The sequence below is a fragment of the Streptomyces sp. NPDC030296 genome (assembly GCF_055572815.1).
Window position 1 is genome coordinate 1 of the sequence record NZ_JBVICQ010000019.1, and the last position, 24,809, is coordinate 24,809.

A 24,809-nucleotide genomic window follows, 5' to 3' on the forward strand; every position below is an offset into this window, starting at 1 on the left:
CGTAGCCCCCCTCGCCGACTCGCAGTTCCGCGTCGTCACCGGCCTCACCGGCACCGGCACCGTCTCCCTGGAATCGGCGAACTTCCCCGGCTACTACCTGCGCCACAAGAACAACGAGGTGTGGGTGGAGAAGAACGACGGAACGACGCTGTTCGCCGGTGACGCCTCCTTCACCGCCCGGCCCGGCCTCGCGGACTCCGCCGGCGTCTCCTATGAGTCGTACAACCTTCCCGGCCGATACATACGCCACTACAACTACCTGCTGTACGTCCAGGCTGTCAGCACGACGACCGCTCAGGCAGACGCCACCTTCTACACCCAGTGACCCACACCCAGTGCCCCACCCCGGCGTCCCGTAACCCTCGGGCGGGTCCGACCCCACGGGCGGGAGCTGCGCGAACGAACCGGCACATCTGCCACCCCTGGCGTCGCAAGGGATGCGGCGGTCTCCTTTCCGGCCCGCCGCACGCGAAGAGTCTCCACGCCCCGACTTGCGGCCGGACAGAAAAGCCTTCAGAACCGGTCGGGGCGAGGGTGAGAACAGGCCGTCGGATTCGACCTATTGACGCCAAACCCGGCGAACGTCGATCAATCAAGCGCGCATACGAACAATGATCGCTATCTCGAATGAGCGGGGGAGTCGCTCGGACGAGGTGCTGGAAGGACCCCTCGTGCTCCACACCATGAACCATCAACGGTCACATCGTCGCTGGGCGATGCTCGGGGCGGCTCTGCTGTCCTTGATCGCCTCCCTGCTCCTCGTTGTCACGCAGCCGACCGCCGCAGCGGAGGGCCAGCCGTTCACCAACCCGGTCAAGTCGCAGAAGGGCGCCGACCCCTGGCTCGAGTACTACAACGGCAACTACTACCTGGTGACGACCACGTTCACCAACAAGCTGCTCATGCGGAAGTCCCCCACTCTCGCCGGGCTGAGCAAGGCCCCGAGCGTGGAGATCTGGTCGGACACCACGGCGGGCCGCAACGCCAACATCTGGGCACCGGAGATCCACTTCCTCGACGGCAAGTGGTACCTGTACTACTCGGCCGCACGGGCCGGCGCCGCCTGCTGCGACACCCAGCGCACCCATGTGCTCGAGAGTTCGGGTACCGACCCGATGGGCACGTACACGTACAAGAACATCCTCACCGACGCCAGCCTCACCCCCGGCCCGGCCGCAGCCCAGGGCTGGCTGATCGACGCCACTGTTCTCAAGCACGACAACCGGCTCTACCTGGTGGGCAGCGGCAAGATCAACGGAAGCGTGCAGAGCCTGGTCATCGCCCCGATGAGCAACCCGTACACACTCAGCGGCCCCTTCAGGATCATCTCCAGTCCCACCTTGAGCTGGGAGACCGTCCGCAACCCCGTCAACGAGGGCCCCGAGCCGCTCTACCACGACGGCCGGACCTTCCTGACCTTCTCGGCCAGCGACTGCCAGACTCCCGACTACAAGCTGGGCCAGCTGGAGCTCACCGGCAGCGACCCCCTGGACCCCGCCTCCTGGACGAAGAAGCAGACGCCGGCCTTCCAGCGCAGTGATGCCAACAGCGTCTACGGTCCGGGTCACAACGGCTTCTTCACGTCGCCCGACGGCACCGAGAACTGGATCGTCTACCACGCCAACAGCTCAGCCACTGCCGGTTGCGGCAACTCCCGTACCACCCGCGCGCAGAAGTTCACCTGGAACGCCGACGGCACGCCCGACTTCGGCACCCCGGTCGCCCTGGGCACGACGCTGGCCGGCCCGTCCGGCGAGACCGCGACCACCCCCACCGCGTACACCATCGTCAACCGCAACAGCGGCAAGTGCCTCGACGTCGAGGGCGGCAACACCGCCGACGGCGCCAACATCTTCCAGTGGAGCTGCAGCGGCGGCGCCAGCCAGAAATGGCGCATCGAGGACATGGGCGACGACTCCAGCCGACTGGTGAACGTGGCCACCGGCAAGGTCGCCGACATCGCGAACTGCTCCTCCACCGACGGCACCGACATCCGGCAGTGGTCCTGGCTGAACAACAACTGCCAGAAGTTCCGCCTGATCTACACCGGCGGCGACTACGTCCGGATCACCAACGTCAGCACCGGGAAGGTCGCCGACGTCGCGAACTGCGGCACCGGCAACGGCGTCGACGTGCGCCAGTGGTCCTGGCTGAACAACAACTGCCAGCAGTGGCGGCTCGTACCCACGACCGCCTGAGCGGCCTGATGCAGCCAGTGCGCCGGGCGGACGCCACAAGCGCTTCGCGAAGCAGAGACTCAGATCGTGAAAGCGCAGTGACACAACCCCGGCGCACGGCTCGTGGACCGAGAACCCGAGCGGCCCAGCCCTGACGGACCTGCCGATCGTGGAGGCCATCGACACCCGCGCCGGAACGCTGTACGAAATCGGACCGGACATCGCGGGGGCCTTTGCCCCAGCCGGTCCCGTACGAGGCAGCGCTCACGTTCTCAGACGCGCCACTGACACCCGCCCTGAAACGAAGCCGGCCGCCGTCCAGCAGACGGTTGTCCACGACCCACTGCCCTGGCGCCTCGCTCCCAACGACTACTCATCGTGATCACCTCGCCTCCTCAGGCGGCCACGGATACTCTGTGGCTGCGCATCTCCCAAGGGACCTCCTATGGGGAGAATCTGGGAGTACGACGGCCGCTGGGGAGCGCGTGGGGAGAACGAACCGCGTAACTCCGGATGAAGCCGAAAGCCCCTGAAAGATACGTTCGCGCTGGTCAGAGGCCCAAGGGAGCCCATCACCGCAGGTCAGGGCGACCTAATAGAGGACTTCAAGAAGATCTCTTCGTCAACGGCTTCGCGAATCGTAGTCCGCCTGCCATACGCGCTGCCCTCTCATGCCGCGCCACCTCACAACCAAGATCCGGACCATACGCGGGCCAGAGTCCGCCCACGTCCCTCAGAACCGCGCATTCGCGCCGATCAGGGCGATGCGCGTGATGTACCACCAGCAGACGAAGAATTCGCTAGTCACTCTCCGGCGCAGCACCTTTCGGATCGGACACAAGCGGCGCCGCCGACAGGCAGCGATGACGTCCGAATCTTGGGGAATCTCCACAAGGCGGCATTGAGAGCGTCGCCGCCCCACCCCAACGTCTGACTCGACCGCCAGCCAGGTCAGCATCGGTCCGGACGCCACCGAACCTGCAAACGCCTCCGCAAGCCCCGGAGCTTGGAGAAGAGCCCCCCACCCGAACCTGACGAGGTGTCAGCAAAGTCAGCATCAGGTCAGCAAGAGTCCTGCCACAGCCGCCCACAGACAGCCACACCGAGGAATCCCCAACCACACCGGCTTGAGCCAGCCAGCTGTTCGGACGCCTTCCGGCAAGCAGGTGGAAGTCAGTGAGAACTACCCGACCGCCTTCCGCCCTGCGACCACCTACACTGACGCGTTTCCGCAGGTCATCGCGCCCTTCCCCGCGGTTTCAACGGCACCGGCGGCAGTTCCGGTGCGGGCAGTGGGGCACCGTCGTACCCCTTGACCTCCCCGAACCGCGCCCCTTCCATCCAGTCCCGGCGCGCCCGTTCGATCTCCTCCTGCGACCGTCCGATCCAGTTCCAGAACATAGCGGATCCTGCGCGCTTTTCCGCAGGTCAGCGCTGTTCCGAACCGGTGAGGGTCAGCAAGCTGCCAGCATCGGTCGTGGAGGAGTCAGCAGCCATGGGTTCCGCTGTCCTGGTTCGTGGGATGGGGTCGTTTTTCAAGGAGTGTGAGCATCCGCGGTCGCGGTGGTCGAAGTGCCCTCACCCTTACAGGATCCGGTACCGGTCGGCGGCGGGGCGGCAGTTGGAGGAGTCCGGGTTCGCGACCCAGGATGCGGCCATCGAGCCAAGGTGACGTGCTCCTCGGCGTCGAGCCGGTCCATGGTCTTCTTCACACCGGGTACGGGCGGGATGTCCCGCTCCGAAGCCGAGGAGTCGAGTGGGCCGCTGCTGAAGAGCCAGAGCGGGCGTTCGACCAGTTCGCGACGGTCGCGGCGGACGTAGGTGATGATCCGCGCGTGCAGAGCCTCGATCGCGACTCGTTTTGAGGCCGGTGCGTCGCTGGGGATGACGACCCGCTCGCCGTGCAACTGCTCCTCCTGGTCGGTGTACCACGACCCTACCCAGCCGGCTTAAACCACAGGGCCGCTCTCGACTGCCTGGCCGGCCTGAGCGGCCATGCGACGCAGCCATATGTGGGCCGGTTCCCGCTCATGGAGGGGATGCCACCACAGGGACTCCACCAAGTGGCCGATCTCGAAGGCGGGTTGGACGACGGTGATCGGTTGTCCGGAGAGGGCGGGGATCGCGACCCGTTCGGGCATCAGGCCGATCCGGTCGGTCCCCGCGACCAGGTGGGGAATGGCCAGGAAGTTCTCCGTGACGATCTCCGCGTGCGGTTCGATGCCCTCGGCGTGCAGGCGGTTCAGGGGGGAGAAGACCGGCGACGGGTGACGGTAGGGCAACACCCAAGGGTGTTCCGCCAGTTCCTCCCGCCCGAGGACGGTCGGGGCGCGGTCGGCGGACATCACGCACACCCAACGGTCCTTGTACAGGTCGAAGGTGGGGATGTTCGACAGGATGCCCTGGGGCAGGACGAGGGCGTCCACCGTGCGCAGGTTGTCCAGCGCCTGCTGCACGACCCGTTCGGTACTGTGCTGGAAGCGCAGCCGCACGTTCGGCGCGGCGGTGCGGACCAGGTCGGCCAAGGCCCGCCCGAACGTGGGCAGTTGGCAGTCGGCCATGATCACGGTGAACTCGTGCCGGGCCTGCGCGGGATCGAAGTCGGGGCGCGTCTGGAGGACCCGGTCCGCCCAGTTCAGGGCCTGCTCGGTGTGTTCCACCAGTCGTTCCGCCAGGGGGGTCAGCTCGTAGCTGTTGCCCACCCTGACGAGGAGTTCGTCGCCGTAGTGCCGACGCAGCCGGGCCAGGGCTGCGCTCAGCGAGGGCTGGCTCAGACCGAGCCGTTGTGCGGCCCGCGTCACACTGCGCTCCTGGAGGAGCGCGTCCAGCGGCGGCAGCAGGTTGAGGTCCAGAGTCACGGCACCCACCTCGAATGATCATCAGCTCTGTCTATGTCGAGCATAAGGGATTTCGGCTTCCCTGATCCCAGGGCGGACGCAAGAGTGGTGACACGGCTCGGCGGGACCCCGTGTCACACGGACCGCCACCACACCCAGACGTTCGCATTCTCGGGCCTGCACCGATCGTGCAGGTGTTCCGAGCCCATCAAGGAGGCGACAATGCCGTCGTTCCATGTCCTGATCGCCGGTGGAGGCATCGGAGGGCTCTGTCTCGCGCAGGGTCTTCGCCGCGCGGGCATCAGTTGCACCGTCTACGAGAGCGCGCCGGGCATCGGGCGGGCCGGCTACCGCCTGCACATGAACGGTGCGGGTGGCCGCGCTCTCCAGCAGTGCCTTCCGGACAACCTCTTCGAGCTGTACATGCAGACCTCGCGGGAGACGCCGCGCCGGGAGGTGATGGTCATGCTCGACCACCAGGCCCGCGAACTCGGCGCCCGCCCCCACATCGGCCCGCCCAACGACCCGCGGCGGCCCCACACAGCCGTCAACAGGCGCACACTGCGCCAGATCATGGGCCTCGGTCTGGAGGACATCGTCCGCTACGACAGCACCGTCACCGGCTTCGAGGCGGACGGCGACAAGGTGCGGGTGCTGCTCGACGACGGCACGAGCGCGACCGGGGACGTACTGGTGGGCGCCGACGGCATCAACTCCGTCGTGCGCAGGCAGTTGCTGCCCGACGTTCCGGTCGTGGACACCGGAATGCGCGGCCTGTACTCCATCGCACCGCTGACCGACGATCTGGCAGCACGCCTGCCCGAGGCACTGTTCGACGGTTTCGCCGTCGCCACGGGGCCGAACGGCGCGATGTTCGCCTACGGCGTGTACCGGCCGCGCAGGCCGGTCGCCGAGGCGTTGGCCGAACTGGCGCCCGGCGCCCCCGTCGATCCCGTCGATCCCTACATCATGGTCAACCTCGGCCTTCCGCCCGGCAGCCCTGTCGCCGCCGGGGCTCCCGACCTGTGGCACAGCTCCGCCGACACCCTGCACACGCTGATGCGCACCGCGGTACGGGGCTGGGATCCCGCCCTGGCCGATCTCGTCGAGCACGTCGACGCGTCGACGATCTTCCCGGTGTCCACGCGTCACCTACAGCCGGCAGACCCCTGGCCGGCCGGCCGCGTCACCCTGCTCGGTGACGCGATCCACGCCATGCCTCCCTCGTTCGGCTCCGGCGCCAACACGGCACTGCGCGACGCCGCGGCCCTCACCCGGGCCCTGGAACGCGCCGCCCACGGCGACACACCCGTGGCGGAGGCCGTGGCCGAGTACGAGACCGAGATGCGCGCCGAGGTCTTCCCCATCCTGCGCGCCTCGGCCGACCCGCGGGCCGCCGACATCGACTTCCTGCCCGACGACCTCCCCGTCAGCCGCACCTGATCGCCGACCTCCCGACACGAGCCGCACCACGAGGAGAACCATGCCCGTCACCGAAGACATCGAGTTCCGAGTGTCGGAACTGACCCTGCGGGGCAAACTGTTCCGCCCGACCGACGGTCCCGAACGCCTGCCCGTCGCCATCCTCCAGGGCGGCCTGGGCGGTCCCGCGGAATCCATGTTCGCCATGGCCCGGGGCTTCACCGACGCCGGTCTGGCCTGCCTGATCTACGACCACCGCAACACCGGCTACAGCGACGGCGAACCCCGTCAGCAGTTCGATCCCTGGCAGCAGTGCCGGGACCTGCGCGACGTCATCACCCATCTGACCCTGCGCGAGGACGTCGACCCCGACCGCATCGCCCTGTGGGGCATCAGCATCGGTGGCGCCAACTCCCTCTTCACCGCCGCCACCGACCGCCGGGTCAAAGCCGTCGTCAGCATCATCCCCCCGGTCAGCGGCTGGAGCGCGCGCACCCTGCAACCGGCCGACACGCTCGCGGAGCTGGAAGCCCTCATCCCCGCCGACCGTCAGGCCCAGCTGCGCGGCGAGCCGGCCGCGAGCATCCGCCTGCACGGCGTCCCGGAACCCGGGGACCCGGTCATGTTCAGCGACCAGGAGGGTCTGGAATTCGTCGAGAACATGATCCACCATCTGCCCAGCTTCCGGAACGAGATCACCATCTCCACCCTCGACCGCATCTTCGAGATGGAGGTGCGCGCCTACGCCGAACGCATCACCGCCCCGGTCCTGATGATCCTCGCCTCCAAGGACACCGTCGCCCCCGTCGAGGAGGCCCGCGAGATGTACGAGCGGATCCCCGACCCGAAGGAGGTCATCGAGTACCCGGGCCAGCACTACGAGATCCTCTCGAACCACTTCCCCGAGATCATCACCCGCAGCGCCGACTGGCTGGCAGCCACCCTGCGCGGCTGACCGCCCTGCCATCCGCCCCCGTCCGGTCCGCCGGAGCCCGCGTGGCCCGGCGGACCGCCCCCCCATCCCCCGAACACAGAGAGGTGTCGTCGATGCGTCTGCTCGGACTTGCCTGCGGGCAGGAGGGCGGCAGTGCCGAGGTACTGCTGAAGGCCGCGCTCACCGCGGCCGCGCGCGAGGGGACAGCCGTCGAGATGGTACGGCTGACCGACATGTCCCTGGTGACCGCCGCCACCGCGGACGCCGGGGACGACGCGGCCTGGTTCTGCGACCGGCTGCTCGACGCGGACGGCGTGATCGTCAGCTCCCCCACCTACACCCGCAGCGCACCGGGCGCGGTGAAGCTCCTCATCGACCGCGCCTTCGGTCCGCGCACGGACGTGGTCTTCGTCCGTGAGGCCCTCGCCCGCCGCGAACACGGCCCGGCCGAGCAGAAGGAGACTCGCGGCCTTCTGGGCGTCGACACGGCCCCCGACCCGCGGGTCCTCAAGCCGCGCGTGGCCGGCTTCATCGCCGTGGGAGGCTGCCCGTCACCCCACTGGCGCACGCTGACGCTGCCCACTCTGCACGCCCTGGCCTTCCCCCTGCACATGGCCGTCGCCGACCAGATGGAAGTCCCCACCCCCGGCGGCCTGGGCGGCATAGCCACCAACCCGGCAGCTGTGCTGCGCGCCGAGCGGCTGGGCGCCGCGGTTGCCCGGCAGCTCGGTCTGCCCCACGACGAGGTCCGGTTCCTGGGGGAGCCCGGCACGTGCCCGATGTGCCACCTCGACCTGATCGTGCTGCGCGGCGGCCGCGCCGAATGCGGCACGTGCGGGGCGGCGGGCCGTTTCGTCGTCGAGGACGGCGACGTCCGGGTCGATTTCTCCCCCGCCGGCACCGCTTCCTCCGTCCACACTCTCACGGAGCTGGAGGAGCACTACCGGGAACTGTTGAGCGCCGCCTCACTGGAGCCGGACCCCCAGGAGATCGACAAGCACGCCGCCGCGTTCCGTGACAGCGTCCCCGTCCTGCGCCCACCGCGGCCGTAGACGACCGCTCGCGGGCTCTCGGGAACCATGGGCCGCGGCCGTGAGCGCCCGGGTCAGGGCGGCGGCGTCCCGCAGTGGGGTGAGCGCATCCTCCAATGCGCCCTCCTCGCGACCGCGACGGAAGTAGGCCGCCGGGTCAAGGCATTCACCGACGACGCGGCAACGACCCCGTATCAACTGGCCGTTGGCAGCCGCCGCGCACTGGGACCCCCTGCACACGCTCCGGACCCGCTGGCACTACGCCGGCGCACCGGTACCGGCGACCAGGCCCACGCCCTCCAGAGCGTCGGCGCCGCCACGGGCGGGGCCGCCACCGACAACGGGTCCGTCCCCTTCGCGCATCTTCCGTTGAGCTCCACCGCCACTGCCCGCGCGCACGCCGAGAGGAACTGCCATGGCAACGTCGACAGTTGCTCAGCCACGCACTCGAGCACGTCACAGACGCACGCGGAGGGGCTATGCCGCCGCGTAGCTGGCGCGGAATAGGCCCATAGCCCGCTCCACGTCCCGCTCGGACCGCAACTGCACCTCCAGGTCGCCCATTGTCGTGCGCGGCGATGACCTTGGCGCCCAACGTCGCCGCCGCGCTCAGCCCGGTGAGAACCATGGCGCCGTAGAACAGCGTGATCATGACGACGGCGGCAGTGGAGGCCCGTCTGGCCGCCGCCCCGTTCCGAGAAGCGCTCACCCTCAAAAGGATGTGCGGAAACACGGCAGACCCCAGGATGACGGTGACGCACAGTGAGACCAGATCCAGTCTGCCCGTCAGCGTGTCCCCGTACAGCAGGCCCGGGGCGTAGAAGGATTGCACCCCGCCACGGGGCCGGCAGCGGTCTCCAGCAGGGTGCCCAGGTCCCAATGGCTGAGGGCGGTCCAACTCACCGCCAGAACCATGCCGAAGACGACGATCACCTTGACGATCTCGATCATGCTGCTGCCCCGCATGCCGCCGAACGCAGCGAAGGAGACGATCAACGCTCCGATGAGAGCCGTGCAGACCTCGGCGGCACCCGGTCTGTTCAACCCGAGGACGTACGCTGTCACACCACCTGCCACCGTGAGCTGTACGACCATCACCGGCAGGCATACGGCCACCGTGATCACGGTGCCCGCGACCCTGGTCGCCGTCCCGGTCACACGGCTTTCCAGGATGGCACCGAGGGTGAAATGCCCCGTGTTGCGCAGGGGTTCGGCCAGCATCAGGAGCACACCGAGGGAGGCAACGGCGCTGATGGCGACGACCATACCGTCGTAACCCGCGAGGGAAACGGCGCCGACGGAGCTGAGCAGCGCGGTGGTGAAGATGAAGTCGCCGGACAGAGCCAGAGCGTTTTTCGTCACGGACAGGGACCGGTCGGCGGTGAAGAAGTCGGCGACCGTGTCGTTGTCCATGCCCGCGACCAGGCAGAGCAGGAATGAGACGATGACGACCAGCAGGAATGCCATCAGGGGTGCGAACAGGCCGGAATCGCCGGCCGCGAAGACCACGCCGGACGTCATGCAGGAGGGGAACGCCGGCAGCGGCCAGGTTGAGCACGAGCAGGCGGACCCTGAGCCGCCCTGAGGTCCTTCGCAGGTGCTCCAGAGCAAGGTGGTCAGTGGCTGCTTCCGGTGGTCGGGCACCGGGCGGACGGTCTTGGACGTACATGATGCGCGGCTCTCTGGATGGAGGAAGGTGGAACTTCCTGGCTGTCCGGGCCTCTGAGCGCAGCGTTCGACGCGCCGAGGCAGGCGTGGTACTCGATCAGGTCGGGCTTGTTCACGGGACCGGGTTGATCAGCCGAGTGCGCCGCGGAAGAGCACCCCGGCCATGCCCGCGCCCTGTAGCTTCCTTACGTCGCGACGCTCATGTGCCGTCGTCACGGTGACGGCGGAAAAGACGTGGCGGCCAAGGCCCGTAGCGCGGCGACCGGCTTGCGCAGTCCGTAGGCGACCACCGTCGACGTTCCGTCGGCATGGCTCCAGGTCAGCAGCGCGCGTCCGTCGGCCACGCTGCCCTGCACCGTGGTCGGTTCGCCGAGGAGCGGCAGGCGGCCGACGATCTTGACGGTGAGACCGGCGACCTCGGTCCAGAAGTAGTCGTCCTGCGCTGGTCCTGGCGGTGGGAGACCGAGGGCGGAGGCCGCCGCGGTTCTGCCCTGGGCGACGGCGTTGGACCAGAAGGGCGAGCGCCGGTCGGGCAGGGTGCCGTCGCCGCGGAGGTAGGTGACGTCGCCGGCGGCGAACACGCTGGGCACGGTGGTGGCGCAGGCATGGTCGATGCCGACGCCGAGGCGGTCGGCGAGGCCCGTCCCTGCCAGCCAGTCGACGCAGGGTACTTCTCCGGCGCAGGTGACCACCAGGTCCGCGGTGAGCTCGGTGCCGTCGGGGAGCGCCACGCCGCTCACGGGGTCGCCGGTCAGGGTGGCGAAGCCGGTGGCCTGTATGAAGCGGATGCCGCACGCCGCGGCTCGTGTGCTGATCGCGGCGGACAGGTGGTCGCCGAGGATGCGTTCCAGCGGCCGGTCGGTGTCCACGACGGTGACCGGGATGCCGCGGGCGGCGCAGGCGCTGGCCACCTCCATGCCGAGGAAGCCGGCGCCGACCACGATCGCCGTAGTGGCATGAGCCAGGCAGGCGCGGAGTTGGCGGGCGTCGTCGAGGGTGCGCAGGACGAGTTCGCCCCGCTGCCCGGGGGCGGCGAGGCGGTGGGCGCTGGCGCCGGTGGCGATGATCAGCGCGTCGTAGCCGACCTGGCGGCCGTCAGCAGTTGTGATGGTGCGGTGCCAGGTGTCGGCGGTGACGGCGGGCGAGCGGATGACGTCGGCGTCGAGTCCGTCGAGGGCCAGGCCGAGGGTGTCGTCGGCGGCCGGGTCTTTCAACACGGCTTTGGACAGGGGCGGGCGCGAATAGGCGCCGTGTTCTTCTGCACCGATGATCGTGAGGCGTCCGGTGTGGCCGAGGGTGCGCAGGTGGCGGGCGGCGGTGGTACCGGCGAGTGACTCGCCGACGATGAGCACCGAGCGCGGTGCGGTCACGACAGGACTCGCAGGGCGGCGACCGGGCAGGCATTGACGGCCGCGCGGGCGGCGGGCTGATGCTCGTCGGGGACGTCGGTGCCCTCGAAGTGGTAGGTGAGTTCCGCGTCGTCGTCCAGGCTGAAGATGTCGGGGGCCTGGTCGGCGCACAGGCCGTGGCCTTCGCAGCGTGGATGGTCGACGGAAATCTTCATGATGCTGTCCTCGGTGTCCTCAAACGGGCGAGCGGCGGGGTTCAGGCGGGGATGAGTTCGAGCGGCAGGCGCTCGAGGCGATGGATGACGTTGTTCAGGGCCCACTCGGGTGTGCCGGTCGGCTCGATGCGGTCGACGCGTTCGATCAGGGCGCGGAGCATCGCGGAGGTTTCCAGGCGGGCCAGGCCCTGGCCGGCGCAGCCGTGGGTGCCCTGCCCGAAGCCGAGTTGGCGGGCGGCGTCGCGGCGGATGTCGAAGGTGTCCGGGTCGTCCCACTCCAGCGGGTCTCGGTTGGCGGAGCCGTAGAGGACGAGTACCCGGGAGCCCTTGGGGAGGGGGACGCCCGCGAGTTCCGTGTCGCGGGCGGCAGTGCGGGAGAAGGCGCGGATCGGGGATTCGTAGCGGACGATCTCGTTGACCGCTTTCGGGATGAGGTCGGGGTCCGCCTGCAGCAGGCGCCACTGTTCGGGGTGGGTGGCGAACAGGTACAGAGCGCTGGAGATGGCGCTGATGGTGGTGTCCAGGGAGGGTGCCAGGTAGTCGATCATCATGGTGACGCACTCGGCGTGCATGATCCGGCCCTCGTCGGCGGCGCGCAGCAGGTCGTGGCCCATGCTGCCGTCCAGCACGGACCGGTCGCGGACGACACCGCGGGCGTAGCGCAGCATGCCGAGGGACGCGGGTAGTGTGCGCACCGCCTGGCGGTTGATCGGGCCCAGAGCGTCGAAGGTGGCACCGGCCCAGCGCAGCAGATCCTCGCGGCCCTGCTGAGGCCAGCCGACCAGGTCGGGGACGACTGCCATCGGCAGTGCCGTGGCGACCTCCACCGCGTCGATCGTTCGCCGGACCACGGCTGCCTCGACCACGGCGGCCGCCTGCTGCTCGACCGTGTCCTTCATCGCGCGCAGCGCCCTGGGGGTCAGGCGGTGCGCGAGGAGGGAGCGGCGGCGGGCGTGCTCATCGCCGTCACTGCACAGCGTGGTGCCCTGGCTCATACGGTTGGCGACGGGGTTGAGGCCGACGCCGCCCGAGGAGACGAAGGTGTCGTCGTCCAGCAGCACCTGCTTGCACTCGGCGTATCGCGGCAGGGCGTAGACCTTGTGCTTGCTCAGCCAGACCACGGGGCCGAGCTCACGCAGCGCGGTGTAGTGCGGATGAGTGTCGCGGATGGCCGACGCCGAGTACAGATCGGGGCGGTAGACGGGAATCTCCGTAAGCATGGGCATGAACAGCCCTCCTGAAGGGACGGGGAGAGAGCGGGGCATGACGGGGGTGGGGGTGGGGCGGGCAATCCGCGGACAGCTGACGAGAGCGCAGCCTCAGCGAGCTACCGCTCCATCCCGTGCGCGGGCGGGCGCTGTCGGCGCAACAACGCCGTAATGACGAAATACTCAAGCTTGATGGAATGCTGCGTCAAGGGTTACGGCAAAGAAAACGATGAACTCATCAGAACTGCGGGTGTTCTGGCTTCGTGCGTCGGCGCAAGCTAAAGGACGGAGGCCGGCTCCCAGGGCCCGGCGTGCTTCTCCTCGCCCAGCTCGGCCCAGACCGTCTTGCCCTGCCGGGCGTGGCGCGCTCCCCAGCGCTCGGCGAGCTGGGCGACAAGGAGCAGGCCGCGTCCGCCCTCGTCGAAGGCGCGGGCCCGGCGCAGGTGGGGGGTGGTGCTGCCGGCGTCGGACACCTCGCACAGGAGGGAGTGGTCACGGATGAGGCGCAGGCGGATGGGGGGTCGGCCGTAGCGGATGGCGTTTGTGACCAGTTCGCTGACCACAAGTTCGGTGATGAAGTCGAGGTCCCCCAGTCCCCAGGACGACAGCTGCCGGACGGTGCTGGAACGGGCCCGGGCGACGGCTGCCGGGTCGGCGTCCACGTCCCAGGCGGCGACTTGGTGGTCTCCGAGGGCACGGGTGCGGGCGAGCAGCAGGGCGGCGTCGTCGTGGGGTCGGCCTGCGGGCAGCAAGGCCTGGAGCACGGTGTCGCAGGCGGCCTCCAGAGATACGGAGGGCTGTGCGAGGGCGTGTCGCAGGAGGGTGAGGCCTGCGTCGATATCGCGGTCGCGGGCTTCGACCAGGCCGTCGGTGTACAGGGCCAGGAGACTGCCTTCGGGCAAATCGACCTCCGCCGCCTCGAACGGCAGTCCGCCCAGGCCCAGCGGCGGGCCGGACGGCAGATCCAAAAGATCAACGGTTCCGTCGCCGCTCACTACGGCGGGCAGCACGTGCCCCGCGCGGGCCAGGGAGCAGCGGCCGTCGACGGGGTCGTAGACGGCGTACAGGCATGTGGCGCCGATGTCCCCGGCCGTTTCCGTGTCCGGGTCGGCCGAGACTTCGGCGGACAGGCGGATGACGACGTCGTCCAGGTGTGTCAGCAGTTCCTCGGGCGGCAGGTCGATGTCGGCGAGGGTGCGGACCGCGGTGCGCAAGCGCCCCGTCGTGGCGGCGGCGTGGATGCCGTGGCCGACCACGTCGCCCACGACCAGGGCGACCCGGGCTCCGGACAGCGGGATGACGTCGTACCAGTCGCCGCCCACACCGGCCTGACCACCGGCGGGCAGATAGCGGCAGGCGACATCGACGGCGGACTGCTCCGCCGTACGCCGTGGCAGCAGACTGCGCTGGAGAGTGAGGGCCGTGGCACGGGCGTGTGTGTAGCGACGGGCGTTGTCGATGGCCACGGCCGCCCTGGCCGCGATCTCCTGGGCGAGTATCAGATCCTCGTCCTCGAAGGGAACCGGGTTGCGGTGACGGCAGAACCGCGCGACCCCGAGAGTGGCGCCGCAGGCGCTCAACGGCACCACCAGCGTCGAGCGGGCAGGGTGGGTGCCGAAGGCGTCGACCGGATCCGTCGGCGTCGCCGTATGCCTGGAGGGCCGGCCGGTGGCCAGGGCGCGAGCCAAGACCGATCCGTCCGGACAGGCGTGAACCGCCCCCAACCCAACCGTCGGCTCGGGACCGCGTTGCGCCGACGACACCTGGGCGACCCGGTGCAGTACGAGGGGGCCCGGCGCCGGGGTGCCGTCCCCGTGGACCACGGAGTCGAGCAGGTCGACGGTGACCAGGTCGGCGAAGTGGTCGAGGGCGAGGTCCGCCAGCTCCTGGGTGGTGCGGGCGATGTCCAGGGTAGTCCCGATGCGCAGACCGGCCTCGTTCACCAAGGACAGCCGCCACTGCAGTCGCCGGTCACGCTCCTCCTGGAACGCCGTGACACCCTGTTCGGACGCGTCGTCCACGTATCCGTTCGCCATCGCGAGCAGGAGGCGCGTTGCCGCGCTGATCAACTCCGCGTCTTTCGTCAGCCGCGGCATCTCAGCGAGGAGTCTGTCCAGGACGACGCCCTGACCGAGAGCGCGGTGACGGGCGTGCCGTACCGGGCCAGCCGACGTGCATGTTCCAACTCGGCGGGCGGCGGATCTATCTCGCTCGGCTTGATGCCGTGTTCCAGGCCGGCCAGCACGCCGACGACGTGCTCGGTGATGTTCTCGGACGTCATGCGGACGAGATCCGGGTTGCTCCACAGTGCGGGAACCTCACGCCGCAGGCACCGCACCACGTCGGCGATCACCTCGTCCGCCATCGGCCCGAGGTCGCCGGCGACACGGGACACAAGGCTGCCGGCCGTGTACTCCACACTGTCGACGGTACGCCGAGCGGGAGGCCCGTGAGTCGTCGGGCATCGACAGCCTCCCGCTCGACGCGGCGCACACCCTGGTCGTCAGCCGGTGGCGATCGCCGCCCCGGCGTACGCCAGCGCCGTCAGTGCCAGTACGGCGGCGGGCAGGGCCTGCACGGGCGGGTCGCCGTGGCGCAGGTGAACCACCGCGGCAGCCACCATGAGCACAGCCAGCCCGGCAGCGGCGGCCACCCCGAGCGGGGCCGAGGCCAGGCCGAGCAGCAGCCCGGCGGCTCCGGCGGTCTCCAGCATGCCGATGACGCGGTAGAGACCCGGTGACATGCCGAGGTGGGCTGCCGCCTGACGCATGAACGGCACCGCGGCGATCTTCGCCAGCCCCAGGGGGAGGAAGACCAGGGCCAGTGCGACGGCGAGGATAGTGTGCATGGTTGTCATGCCGATCTGTCCTTGCGTTGAGCGCCCAGGCGGGCGTAGTAGTCGATGAGGTCGGGGGCATCCACGGTGGCCAGGTTGACGACCTGCTCGACCGGGGCGCCTTGAAGGAGGCGTTTGACGGGGACTTCGAGTTTCTTGCCGGTGCGGGTGTGCGGAATGCCCGGCGCCTCGAGGATCTCGTCGGGGACGTGGCGGGGTGAGGCACCGGTCCGGATGGCGTCGCGGATCTTCTCGCGGAGGGTGTCGTCCAGGGTCACCCCGGCGGCGGGGACCACGAACAGCGGCATCCAGTAGGCGCCGTCGCCCTCCTCCGCGCCGATGACCAGGGCTTCCGCGATCTCGGGGAGGCGTTCGACGACGTCGTGGATGTCGGCGCTGCCGAGCCGGACACCGTTGCGGTTCAGCGTGCTGTCGGAACGGCCGTGGACGATCACCGAGCCGTGGCTGGTGACCGTGATCCAGTCGCCGTGCCGCCAGACGCCCGGGTAGGAGGAGAAGTAGGCGTCGCGGTAGCGGGTGCCGTCGGGGTCGTTCCAGAAGTACAGCGGCATCGACGGCATCGGGCGGGTGACGACCAGCTCGCCGACCCGGTCCACCACCGGGAAGCCCTCGGCGTCGTAGGCGGCCAGCGCCACGCCCAGGTGGGGTGCGGACAACTCCCCCGCCCACACAGGGATGTTGGGGGCGCTGCCGGCGAAGCCGGACACCACGTCCGTGCCGCCACTGATCGACGCCAGCAGCACGCGGTCGCCGACGTGGTCGCGGACCCAGGGGTACGCGGAGGCCGGCAGGGTCGATCCGGTACAGCCGACCACACGGATCGACGACAGGTCGTGCACCGAGGGGTCGATGCCGAACTTGGCCATGCCCAGCAGGTACTGGGGGCTCGTACCGAAGACGGTCACCCGGTGGCGGGCGGCCAGCTCCCACAGGACGTCGGGCTTCGCGAGGGGCGCCGGGCTGCCGTCGTAAGTGCAGGTGGTGGCACCGGTCAGGAGAGTGGAGGCGACCAGGTTCCACATCATCCAGTGGGTGGTGGTGTACCACAGGAGCCGTTCGCCGGGTTCGAGGTCGGAGTGCAGGCCGAGGGTCTTCAGGTGCTCCAGCAGGACGCCTCCGTGGCCGTGGACGATGCCTTTGGGCAGGCCCGTGGTGCCCGAGGAGAACACCACCCACAGCGGGTGATCGAACGGCACCGGGGTGCAGGTGAGTTCCTCGGTGCGGGTGGCGGCGTCCTCCCACGGGACGACCAGCGACGGGTACGCCTTCGACGGCCACGGCAGGCCCACATGGCCCACCAGCAGCGTCGCCTTCAACGTCGGCAGCGCGTGGGCGAGTTCGAGGGTGGCGTCGCGGCGGTCGTGGATGGTGCCGTTGAAGAGGTAGCCGTCGGCGGCGATCAGGACGGTGGGTTCGAGCTGGGTGAAGCGGTCGGCGGCGGCCTTGGGGGCGTAGTCCTGGCCGCACACCGACCACACGGCGCCCAGGCTCGCGGCGGCCAGGAACGCGACGATCACGTGCGGGGTGTTGGGCAGGTAACCCACCACGCGGTCGCCCTTGCCCACGCCCAGGTCGCGCAGAGTGGCGGCGACGGAGGCGACCTGGGCGCGCAGGCGGCTCGCGGTCACCTCGTAGCAGGAGCCGGTCTCGTCCAGGGCGATGACTGCCACGGCGTCGTCGGCGAGATTGCGCAGGGCGTGGTGGGCGTAGTTGAGGGTGGCACCGGGGAACCAGCGGGCGCCCGGCATCCTCTCCTCCGCCAGCACCCGCTCGTACGGCGTGTCCGCGTCGATGTCGAAGTACTCCCACACCGCCCCCCAGAAGCCCTCCAGGTCCGCGACCGACCAGTGGTACAGGTCGGCGTAGTCGGCGCCGGACATCCCGACATGGCGGGCGAAGTCCATGAGGTTGCTGTCCGCGACGGCCTGCGGATCCGGCGTCATGAAAGGCTCGGGCACACTCATCAGGTGACGCTCCTCAGCAGGCTGTCGTCGACGTCTCGTCGCGGCGGGTGGGGACTGCGGGTGCTGTGCAGAAGGGACGCCCAGGCGGCAGTGCCGGTGAAATCCCGGCCCCCGGCTGGGACGACGTCCAGGACGACGCGGTCGGGGCGCAGCAGTACGGCGTCCGCGCGGCCGGCGCGCAGCCAGGCGGCGAGTGTGCCGTCGTCGCCGAGGCCGGTCACGGGGATCGCCCGGATACCGAGCGCGTGGGCGAGGGCATTCAGTGAGGGCCAGGGATCGGCGGCGGTCAGGATGGTGAAGGAGTCACCGAGCACCTCGTCGAGGCGGCTGCGCCGTCCGTCGGCGGTGATCCATGGTTGGGGGCAGTGCGTTCCCGCAAGGCCCTTGCGGAGGCGGCGGCGTACGAGGGGTCCCGTGGTCAGGGGCGGGCTGAGGTCGCGGCCGGCCAGTTCGGTCAGGCCGGGTATGCGGCAGGCCGCGGCCAGGACCCTGCGGCGGATCGCTGCGGCACCGTCCTGGCCGCCGGTCATGGCCCAGCCCATCGCGACCGCGAGCCGGATCACATGCCGGGCGTGCGGCATGCGTTCACTCTCGTAGGTGTCCAACAGCCGCTCCTCCCCGCCCTGTCGGAGCACGCGGGCGAGCTTCCACGTGAGGTTGTAGGCGTCCCGCAGGCCCGAGCACAGCCCCTGTCCGATGAACGGCGGGGTGAGGTGGGCGGCATCGCCGAGCAGGAAGACCCGCCCGCTGCGCCAGCGGTCGGCGATGCGGGCCCGGAAGGTGTACTGCGCCTCGCGGATGACCTCGAAGTCCCCCTCGTGCGAAGGAGGCAGCCACGGAGCGACCAACTCACGGACCGGCTGCTCCGCCCCCTCGCGCAGCCGGAACTCCCAGCGGTAACGGTCCTCGCCGATGCGCGCGAAGGTCGCCGGCCCGTCCGGGTCGCAGACCTGGTCAACCCCCTCCCAGGAGCGCACGTCGGCCGTCGTGCGGACGTCGATGACGGTCCAGCGTTCCTCGAAGCGCAGGTCCTCCCATACGGCGCCGATCGCCTCGCGGGTGAGGCTGTTCGCGCCGTCACAGCCGAGCACCGCGTCGGCCCACAGGTGATGCTCACCGTCGTCGTCCCGGTAGGTCACGCGCACGGGGCCCTCGGTGTCCGGGCGGATGCCGGTGACCTCCACTCCGCCCCGCAGTTCGCACTCCGGGTGCCGGGCCAGGGCGTCGCGCAGCACCCGCTCCAGCTCGGGCTGGTCGAACATACTGGTCTGCGGGTAGCCGTGCAGGCCGTGCCCGGTGCGCCGGAACTCGGCCATCACCCGGTGCCGGGCGTCCAGCAGCCGCAGCCCGTTCGCCGGGCGGGCGATCGCGGCGAACTCCTCCCCCACGCCTGCGGCCTGGAGGATCCTGCGCACCTCGTCGTCGGTGGCGACAGCGCGCGGGAGCGGGTAGACGTCCTGGTGGCGTTCGAGGACGACGCTGCGAACTCCGCGCCGGGCCAGGAGGAGGGCGGCGGTCACGCCCACGGGCCCGGCGCCGACGATCACCACGGGTACGTCTGCCCCGTTACGTTCGAAGATCATGTGCTTCCGGTCTCATTTCGCGTCCGTGACGGGGGTACGCTGCTCACCGAGGTCGATCCGGCCGTCCGGGGTCGCGATCGTCGCGGCGATCACGTCGCCCGGGCTGAGGTAGTGCGGGTTCTTCGCCTGGCTCTTGAAGAACGCCTTCCACTTCACGGCGGGCGGCAGCAGCGCGCCGATCTTCTCCACCGGCTTCGGCGGGGCCTTCAGCGCCGTACCGCCGGGCGTGCCGGTCAGCAGCAGGTCGCCGGGGTCGAGGGTCTGGAACCGGGCCAGCAGGGTCAGGGCCTGCGCCGGGCGGACGATCATGTCGGCGAGGGTGCGGTCCTGACGCAGCTCGCCGTTGACGCTCAACTTCAGTCGCAGGTCCAGGAGATGGGCGAAGTCCTCCGGCTCCAGCAACGACAGGTACGGACCGGTCGGCGTGAAGGTGGGGTACGACTTGCTCTCGTAGAACTGCGTCTTGGTCAGCTGCACCTCACGGGCGCTGACGTCGTTGGTGATCACCAGTCCGGCGACGTACGACGGTAGGTCCCGCTCCTCGACGACGGTACCGACGGGCAGGGGCGCGCCCATGACGAGCCCGAGTTCGATCTCGTAGTCGAGGAACTTCACGTGTGCGGGGCGGACGACGGCGTCGCCGGGGCCGCTGACCGAGCCGGACGCCTTGCGGAAGAACGCGGGCGGGATGTCGCCCTTGAAACCCGAATCGCGGGCGTGGCTGCGGTAGTTGACCATCTGGGCGACCACCCGGCAGGGGGTGGTGACCGGCGAGAGGGCGGCCAGGTCGGCGACGGGTGTGCCCGCCTCACCTGAGAGGGCCGCCTCTCGTACGGCGTCGCGGTCGGCGATCAGTTCGGCGGTGGCGACGGCCTTGGTGTCGACCGGGACGGCGCGCTCGCCGAGGACGACCCACCAGCCGTCAGCGGTGCGCAGGACATTGGTACTCATGTCAGTGCCTTTGTGAGGGGGATTGGCGTGCGGGGGTCAGGAGTTGGCGGCCTTGAGCAGGCCGAACAGTCGTGCCCGATCCATCTCGTTGTCGCCGCGCAGGGCCTCGATGACATCGCGGACCCGCTGCGGGGAGGGGCTCGCGCCGAGGAAGTCGCGGGTGGCCGGCGGGCCCCAGCGGGCCAGGCCGCTGGTCGACATCGGCGCCCAGCCGGGTTCCACGTCGCAGGAGAACAGGTCGCCGTCGGCGAAGTGCTCCAGCATGAAGTGGTCGGGGTCGCGCCAGTAGTCGAAGAGCTGGCTGCCCTGGATGTGCCGTCCGATGCCCCAACTGCGCTTGTAGCCACGCTCCTTGAGGTACTCGCCACCGGCGGCGACGGAGTCGAGGTCGGTGACCTGGTAGGCGGAGTGGACGTATCCGGTGCCCGGCCCGAGGTGCATGGCCAGGGTGTGGTGGTCGGCCGGCACACCGCCCAGGTCGCAGCGGATGAACGCCATCGTCGGCCCGCGCCCGCGCTGCCCGTCCAGGAACAGGAAGTCGGACACGATCATCCCGAGGGTGTCCAGGTACCAGTCCAGGGCCCGGCCGAACACCCGCGTCTCCAGCACCACGTGGCCCAGCCGCTGGATACGGGACGGCTCGCGCGGCGGCCGCTGGGTGGCGTTGGTACGCCGGTGATCCGTGCCGAAGTTGAGGATCAGCGGCTGCTGTTCCGGCAGTGCGGGGAGCTGTTCGCCGCAGTGCACGACCCGCACGGGGAAGCCGGAGGGGTCGAGCAGGTCGACCACCTTTCCACCGCCGGGCACGTCGGAGTCCCGTACGGACAATCCGGTGGCGCGGGCCAGCCGGTCCAGATCGCCCCGCTCGGCGGCGCGAAACGCCGGGCCGATGAAGCGGGACGTGCGGCCGCGCCGGATCACCATGCAGGGCGAGCCCGCGAAGGTGCCCCGCAGCCACAGCTCGCTCGCGGTGCGGGCGGCGACGCCGAAGCCGAAGTCGCGGGCGAAGACCTCCGCCCGCTCCAGGTCGGGCTTCTCGAACTCCAGCCAGGCCAGGTCCGCGACCTTGATCACGGGATTGCGGGAGCGGCCTGGATGCTCACCGCGCAGGCGCCCTGTTCGCTGTGGAGGTCCTGGTGGGCCGTCTTGACGTCGGGCCCGTGGACGCGGGTTTCAGACATGGTGCCCTCCGAGCAGCATTGCTTCAATGAGGGAATCATCAGGTTTGACAGTTCCGCCGTCAAGATGTTCGCGGCAGGAATGATGGACTCATCAGAGCTGCTATCGTCATCGCCCGGGCGGGTAGACTCTGCGTATGTCTACGTCAGCCCCGCCCAGCAACCGCTTCGAGCGGCGCCGCGCCGAGACCCGTCGGGCGCTCATCCACGCCGCCCGGCAGATACTCGCCGAGACCGGGGACACCAGCGCCAGCATCCAGGCGATCGCCGAGCGCGCGGACGTCGGTTTCGGCTCCTTCTACAACCACTTCGAGTCCAAGACGGAGCTGTTCGATGCAGCCGTGGTGGACGCGCTGGAGGAGTTCGGTCAGAACTTCGATGAGCGCCTGACGGAGATCGACGACCCGGCGGAACTCGTCGCGGCGGGCTTCCGGCTCAGCGCCCGCATGGCCGACTCCCACCCCGAGCTGATGCAGATCCTGCGCCGCCGCGGCCTCGGTCACATCCACTCGGACAACGGCCTGGCCCGGCGGGCACTGCGAGACCTTGACGCCGGCCTGACGTCCGGCCGCTTCACCCCCGTCGACCCGGTGGTCGCCCTGACCGCACTGGGCGGAACCCTGTTGTCCCTGGTGGAGATGCGATTCGCCCGCCCCGACCTGGACGGCGACGAGGCCGCCGTGAACCTCGCCGAGATGGTCCTGCGCATGCTGGGCGTACCACAGGACGACGCCCACGAAGTCGCCCGGCGCCCCCTCCCCGACCCCGCCTCACCGACCGCCCCTACGCGGTGAGCGACGGCTCGGCCGGAAGGCGGCCGAGCGGCCGGCGAAGTCGGCGCCGATCGCGCCCCGCCGGGGGGGTGACGGCGAGTCGGTGCAGCCCTCGAGAACGTTCCGCAACGGCAGGGGACCTGTAAAGGCTTTATCCACCCTGTTCAGCAGCGCGTTCAGCGAGCGGAGCGGCTCACCCTGGACGCTGCGGACATCCGTGAAGGCGATGCGGTTTGCGGCCGCCGGCGACACGGCGCGGCACTCCGGTCAGCGGCACCGTGGTCCTAGGCCGCTTCTGCCTCTCGCCGTCGTCGTCGGCCAAACGTTCCCCAACGGCGTCGCCACGCCGGGGCTGCCCGCCCGACCACTGCAGCTGGCAGGCCGGAGTGGCGGGCGTCCCGCAGGCTCTGGCAGCACATGAACCCCGCCGGGGTGGGGGCTGCCGCGGCCGTCGGCCTGGCGATCACCGGAGCTGCGCTGTTCGGCACGGTCCGCAAGGTGCCGGAGCCGAAGATCTCTGCGGCGTACGCCGCCGAAGATCTCTGCGGCGTACGCCGCGATCGGCCTGATCGTGGTGGCCGCACTCGGCGGACTGACCGTCAGGTCCCGTGGCTCCGAGGCCCGCCTGGTACAGGGAGGCGGGCCACGTCACCCGGCCCGGACCGCACCGGAGTGTGCCCCTGCGTCACCGCCGCCGGCCCGGCTCGCACCTCGTGCGCCCCTGCCGGGTCAGGGGTGTGCGGCAAAGTACCGGGCGATGCCCGCGATCCCCTCGCTCACGGCTCCCTCGACGATGGGTGCCAGCGCCTCGGGCAGGATTTCCTGGCTGTAGACCACGCGTGAGCCGTCCGCGTCGGGAAGCACGTCGATGGTGCCCAGGTGGAAGTCTATGGGCTGGGGCATGCCCTCGACGAACCGGTACTGGAAGCGGCGCAGTGCGTCGTCCTTCGTCACCACGAGGGACTTCAGCGTTCCCTCGGCCGTGGTCAGGTGGCGGTGCGTGCCGTCGAAGTGCGCCTCCTGCACGGCCGGGAACCACTGCGGAATCGTGCTCACGTCGGTGAGCACGGCCCAGACACGGTCGGGGTCCTGTGCGACTCGGGTGTCGAAACGGAACGTTGCCATCGGGGACTCCCTGGTTGTGGTGATGACGGCTCCGGGCAGGCGCCGGGCGCGCCAGGATCAGAAGGGGTAGCGAGAGTGCTCCGTGGAGAGGGTGACCCAACGGGTGTTCGAGAAGGACTCGATGCCCCAGCGCCCTCCGAAGCGGCCGTAACCGGAGGCCGCGAAACCGCCGAAGGGTGCCTGCGGTTCGTCCCCCACCGACTGGTCGTTCACATGCACGATGCCGGTGCGGATACGGCGTGCCACCCTCAGGCCATGGGTGCCGTTCTCGGTGAGGACGCCGCAACTGAGGCCGTGCTCGGTGTCGTTCGCAAGGGCCACCGCCTCGTCGTCGTCCGCGAAGGCCCTGACGGCGACGACGGGTCCGAATGCCTCGGTGTGGTGCAGTTCCGCATTCTCGGGCAGGTCGGTCAGCACGGTCGCCGGATGCAGGGCCCCCTCCGGCCTGCCGCCGCCGGTCAGGACGCGCGCGCCCTTGCCGACCGCGTCCGTGACCAGGGCGGCGACCCGCCGCGCGGCGGCTTCGTCCACCAGTGGGCCGATGACGGTGCCGGGCAGGCCCGGATCGCCGCTCGGCAGACCGGCGACCTTCGCGGTGAACCGCCGGGTGAACTCGTTGACGAGTGAGGTGTGCACCAGGACGCGGTCGGCGCACATGCAGATCTGGCCGGAGTTCATGAACGCGGCGAACGCGGCGGCGTTCACGGCGTGGTCGAGGTCGGCGTCCTCCAGCACGATCACGGAGTTCTTGCCGCCGAGTTCCAGCACGGACGGCTTGAGGTGCTCGGCGGCGAGGGCGCCGATGACCCGCCCGACGCCGGTCGAGCCGGTGAAGTTGACCGCACGGACACGCGGATCCGCGATCAGTTCCCGCGCGATGCCCGCGGCGTCCGCCTTGTCGTTGGTGATGACGTTGAGGACGCCGTCGGGCAGTCCCGCGTCGCGCAGCACGTCGGCGACGAACAGGCCGCACGCGATCGGGGCGTCCTCGCTCGCCTTGACCACCACGGTGTTGCCCGCCGCCAGCGGGGCGGTGACCGCCCGGGTGCCGAGGATGACCGGCGCGTTCCACGGCGCGAACGCGGCCACGACACCGAGGGGTTCGCGGACGGCAAGGCTCAGCCCGCCCGGCTCCTGGGTGGTGAGCACGTCCCCGCGCGGGGCGGTGATCGCGGCGGCGGCCTCGCGCAGCATGTTGGCGGCCACCCCGACGTTGAACAGCGCCCACCCCCAGGTTCCGCCCGTCTCGGCGGCCATCACCTCGACGGCTTGTTCACGGCGCTCTTCCATGAGGTCCGCCGCGCGCAGGAAGATCTTCCGCCGGGCGAAGGGTGCGAGCGCCGCCCACTCGGCGAAGGCGGCATCCGCCGCGTCCACCGCGGCTCGTACGTCCTCGGGGCCGGCGGCAGCGACCCACGCACAGGGCTCGCCGGTCCAAGGGCTGATGTCGGCGGTGGTCCGGCCCGAGACGGCCGGGGTCTCCTTGCCGCCGATCAGAAGGTTACGGTCAAGTGGCACGGGGTCGTCTCCTTGTGTG

The 24,809-nt window shown here is 70.0% G+C and carries 17 protein-coding genes and 6 pseudogenes; 7 read left to right on the plus strand and 16 right to left on the minus strand.

Going from position 1 to position 24,809, the window contains the following annotated elements; all coding sequences use genetic code 11:
* Both ACZ4Z3_RS37150 and ACZ4Z3_RS37155 read left to right on the plus strand, forming a co-directional pair.
* Window positions 1-325, plus strand: a 325-nt coding sequence (locus ACZ4Z3_RS37150) for an AbfB domain-containing protein (protein ID WP_468505200.1), incomplete at its 5' end; no start/stop codon positions are given.
* 358 nt (window positions 326-683) lie between these two features.
* A complete protein-coding gene (locus tag ACZ4Z3_RS37155; protein ID WP_468505292.1) occupies window positions 684-2,198 on the plus strand; it encodes a family 43 glycosylhydrolase in 1,515 nt (504 codons plus the stop codon).
* A 1,215-nt stretch (window positions 2,199-3,413) separates the two neighbouring features.
* Here the strand turns inward: ACZ4Z3_RS37155 and ACZ4Z3_RS37160 are convergent.
* Window positions 3,414-3,578 (minus strand): annotated as a pseudogene (locus ACZ4Z3_RS37160) (pirin family protein); the annotation flags it as partial.
* A 121-nt stretch (window positions 3,579-3,699) separates the two neighbouring features.
* Here ACZ4Z3_RS37160 and ACZ4Z3_RS37165 point away from each other — a divergent pair.
* Window positions 3,700-3,840, plus strand: a pseudogene (locus ACZ4Z3_RS37165) (tyrosine-type recombinase/integrase); the annotation flags it as partial.
* On the opposite strand, the pseudogene ACZ4Z3_RS37170 reads toward ACZ4Z3_RS37165, so the two are convergent.
* Together ACZ4Z3_RS37170 and ACZ4Z3_RS37175 are read right to left on the minus strand one after the other, a co-directional pair.
* Window positions 3,815-3,997, minus strand: a pseudogene (locus ACZ4Z3_RS37170) (flavodoxin domain-containing protein); the annotation flags it as partial. The pseudogenes ACZ4Z3_RS37165 and ACZ4Z3_RS37170 overlap by 26 nt on opposite strands.
* Before the next feature lie 129 nt (window positions 3,998-4,126).
* The gene (locus tag ACZ4Z3_RS37175; protein ID WP_468505201.1) at window positions 4,127-5,035 is read right to left on the minus strand and encodes a LysR family transcriptional regulator; all 909 of its coding nucleotides are present in this window, start codon (window positions 5,033-5,035) and stop codon (window positions 4,127-4,129) included.
* Window positions 5,036-5,236: 201 nt separating this feature from the next.
* On the opposite strand from ACZ4Z3_RS37175, the gene ACZ4Z3_RS37180 reads away from it, so the two are divergent.
* The 3 genes from ACZ4Z3_RS37180 (at window position 5,237) to ACZ4Z3_RS37190 (ending at window position 8,422) form a co-directional block, all read left to right on the plus strand.
* Window positions 5,237-6,457 (plus strand): FAD-dependent oxidoreductase, encoded by a 1,221-nt coding sequence (locus tag ACZ4Z3_RS37180; RefSeq protein WP_468505202.1) that lies wholly within the window; start codon window positions 5,237-5,239, stop codon window positions 6,455-6,457.
* Between the two features lie 40 nt (window positions 6,458-6,497).
* Window positions 6,498-7,391, plus strand: coding sequence for an alpha/beta hydrolase (locus tag ACZ4Z3_RS37185; protein WP_468171026.1), 894 nt, complete (start codon window positions 6,498-6,500; stop codon window positions 7,389-7,391).
* A 92-nt stretch (window positions 7,392-7,483) separates the two neighbouring features.
* Window positions 7,484-8,422, plus strand: coding sequence for an NAD(P)H-dependent oxidoreductase (locus ACZ4Z3_RS37190; protein ID WP_468505203.1), 939 nt, complete (start codon window positions 7,484-7,486; stop codon window positions 8,420-8,422).
* A gap of 574 nt (window positions 8,423-8,996) precedes the next feature.
* On the opposite strand, the pseudogene ACZ4Z3_RS37195 reads toward ACZ4Z3_RS37190, so the two are convergent.
* The 11 genes and pseudogenes from ACZ4Z3_RS37195 to ACZ4Z3_RS37245 all read right to left on the minus strand — a co-directional run.
* Window positions 8,997-9,233, minus strand: a pseudogene (locus ACZ4Z3_RS37195) (sodium:solute symporter family transporter); the annotation flags it as partial.
* Window positions 9,188-9,922, minus strand: coding sequence for a sodium:solute symporter family transporter (locus tag ACZ4Z3_RS37200; RefSeq protein ID WP_468505204.1), 735 nt, complete (start codon window positions 9,920-9,922; stop codon window positions 9,188-9,190). The pseudogene ACZ4Z3_RS37195 and the gene ACZ4Z3_RS37200, both read right to left, overlap by 46 nt.
* A gap of 359 nt (window positions 9,923-10,281) precedes the next feature.
* Window positions 10,282-11,439, minus strand: a complete 1,158-nt coding sequence (locus ACZ4Z3_RS37205; RefSeq protein ID WP_468505205.1) for an NAD(P)/FAD-dependent oxidoreductase — start codon at window positions 11,437-11,439, stop codon at window positions 10,282-10,284.
* Window positions 11,436-11,633: a ferredoxin gene (locus ACZ4Z3_RS37210; protein WP_468170982.1), complete on the minus strand. Its 198-nt coding sequence runs from the start codon at window positions 11,631-11,633 to the stop codon at window positions 11,436-11,438. Before ACZ4Z3_RS37210 ends, ACZ4Z3_RS37205 begins: the two co-directional genes overlap by 4 nt.
* A gap of 41 nt (window positions 11,634-11,674) precedes the next feature.
* Complete coding sequence (locus ACZ4Z3_RS37215) at window positions 11,675-12,859, minus strand: cytochrome P450 (RefSeq protein ID WP_468505206.1); 1,185 nt, start codon at window positions 12,857-12,859, stop codon at window positions 11,675-11,677.
* Between the two features lie 260 nt (window positions 12,860-13,119).
* Window positions 13,120-15,260: pseudogene (locus ACZ4Z3_RS37220) on the minus strand (ATP-binding SpoIIE family protein phosphatase).
* 84 nt (window positions 15,261-15,344) lie between these two features.
* Window positions 15,345-15,698 (minus strand): DoxX family protein, encoded by a 354-nt coding sequence (locus tag ACZ4Z3_RS37225; RefSeq protein ID WP_468505207.1) that lies wholly within the window; start codon window positions 15,696-15,698, stop codon window positions 15,345-15,347.
* Entirely contained in the window at window positions 15,695-17,662 is a 1,968-nt protein-coding gene (locus ACZ4Z3_RS37230) for an acetoacetate--CoA ligase (protein WP_468505208.1), read from the minus strand. Before ACZ4Z3_RS37230 ends, ACZ4Z3_RS37225 begins: the two co-directional genes overlap by 4 nt.
* Window positions 17,662-19,245 (minus strand): bifunctional 3-(3-hydroxy-phenyl)propionate/3-hydroxycinnamic acid hydroxylase MhpA, encoded by a 1,584-nt coding sequence (gene mhpA, locus ACZ4Z3_RS37235; RefSeq protein ID WP_468505209.1) that lies wholly within the window; start codon window positions 19,243-19,245, stop codon window positions 17,662-17,664. The genes ACZ4Z3_RS37230 and mhpA overlap by 1 nt, the downstream gene beginning before the upstream one ends.
* 12 nt (window positions 19,246-19,257) lie before the next feature.
* Window positions 19,258-20,196: a fumarylacetoacetate hydrolase family protein gene (locus ACZ4Z3_RS37240; RefSeq protein WP_468505210.1), complete on the minus strand. Its 939-nt coding sequence runs from the start codon at window positions 20,194-20,196 to the stop codon at window positions 19,258-19,260.
* 36 nt (window positions 20,197-20,232) lie between these two features.
* Window positions 20,233-21,377: pseudogene (locus tag ACZ4Z3_RS37245) on the minus strand (VOC family protein).
* A gap of 134 nt (window positions 21,378-21,511) precedes the next feature.
* Between ACZ4Z3_RS37245 and ACZ4Z3_RS37250 the strand changes: the two are divergent.
* The gene (locus ACZ4Z3_RS37250; RefSeq protein WP_468505211.1) at window positions 21,512-22,168 is read left to right on the plus strand and encodes a TetR/AcrR family transcriptional regulator; all 657 of its coding nucleotides are present in this window, start codon (window positions 21,512-21,514) and stop codon (window positions 22,166-22,168) included.
* 708 nt (window positions 22,169-22,876) lie between these two features.
* Here ACZ4Z3_RS37250 and ACZ4Z3_RS37255 read toward each other — a convergent pair.
* Window positions 22,877-23,272, minus strand: a complete 396-nt coding sequence (locus ACZ4Z3_RS37255) for an SRPBCC family protein (protein WP_468505212.1) — start codon at window positions 23,270-23,272, stop codon at window positions 22,877-22,879.
* A gap of 57 nt (window positions 23,273-23,329) precedes the next feature.
* The gene (locus ACZ4Z3_RS37260) at window positions 23,330-24,790 is read right to left on the minus strand and encodes an aldehyde dehydrogenase family protein (protein WP_468505213.1); all 1,461 of its coding nucleotides are present in this window, start codon (window positions 24,788-24,790) and stop codon (window positions 23,330-23,332) included.
* Between the last annotated feature and the right edge of the window lie 19 nt (window positions 24,791-24,809).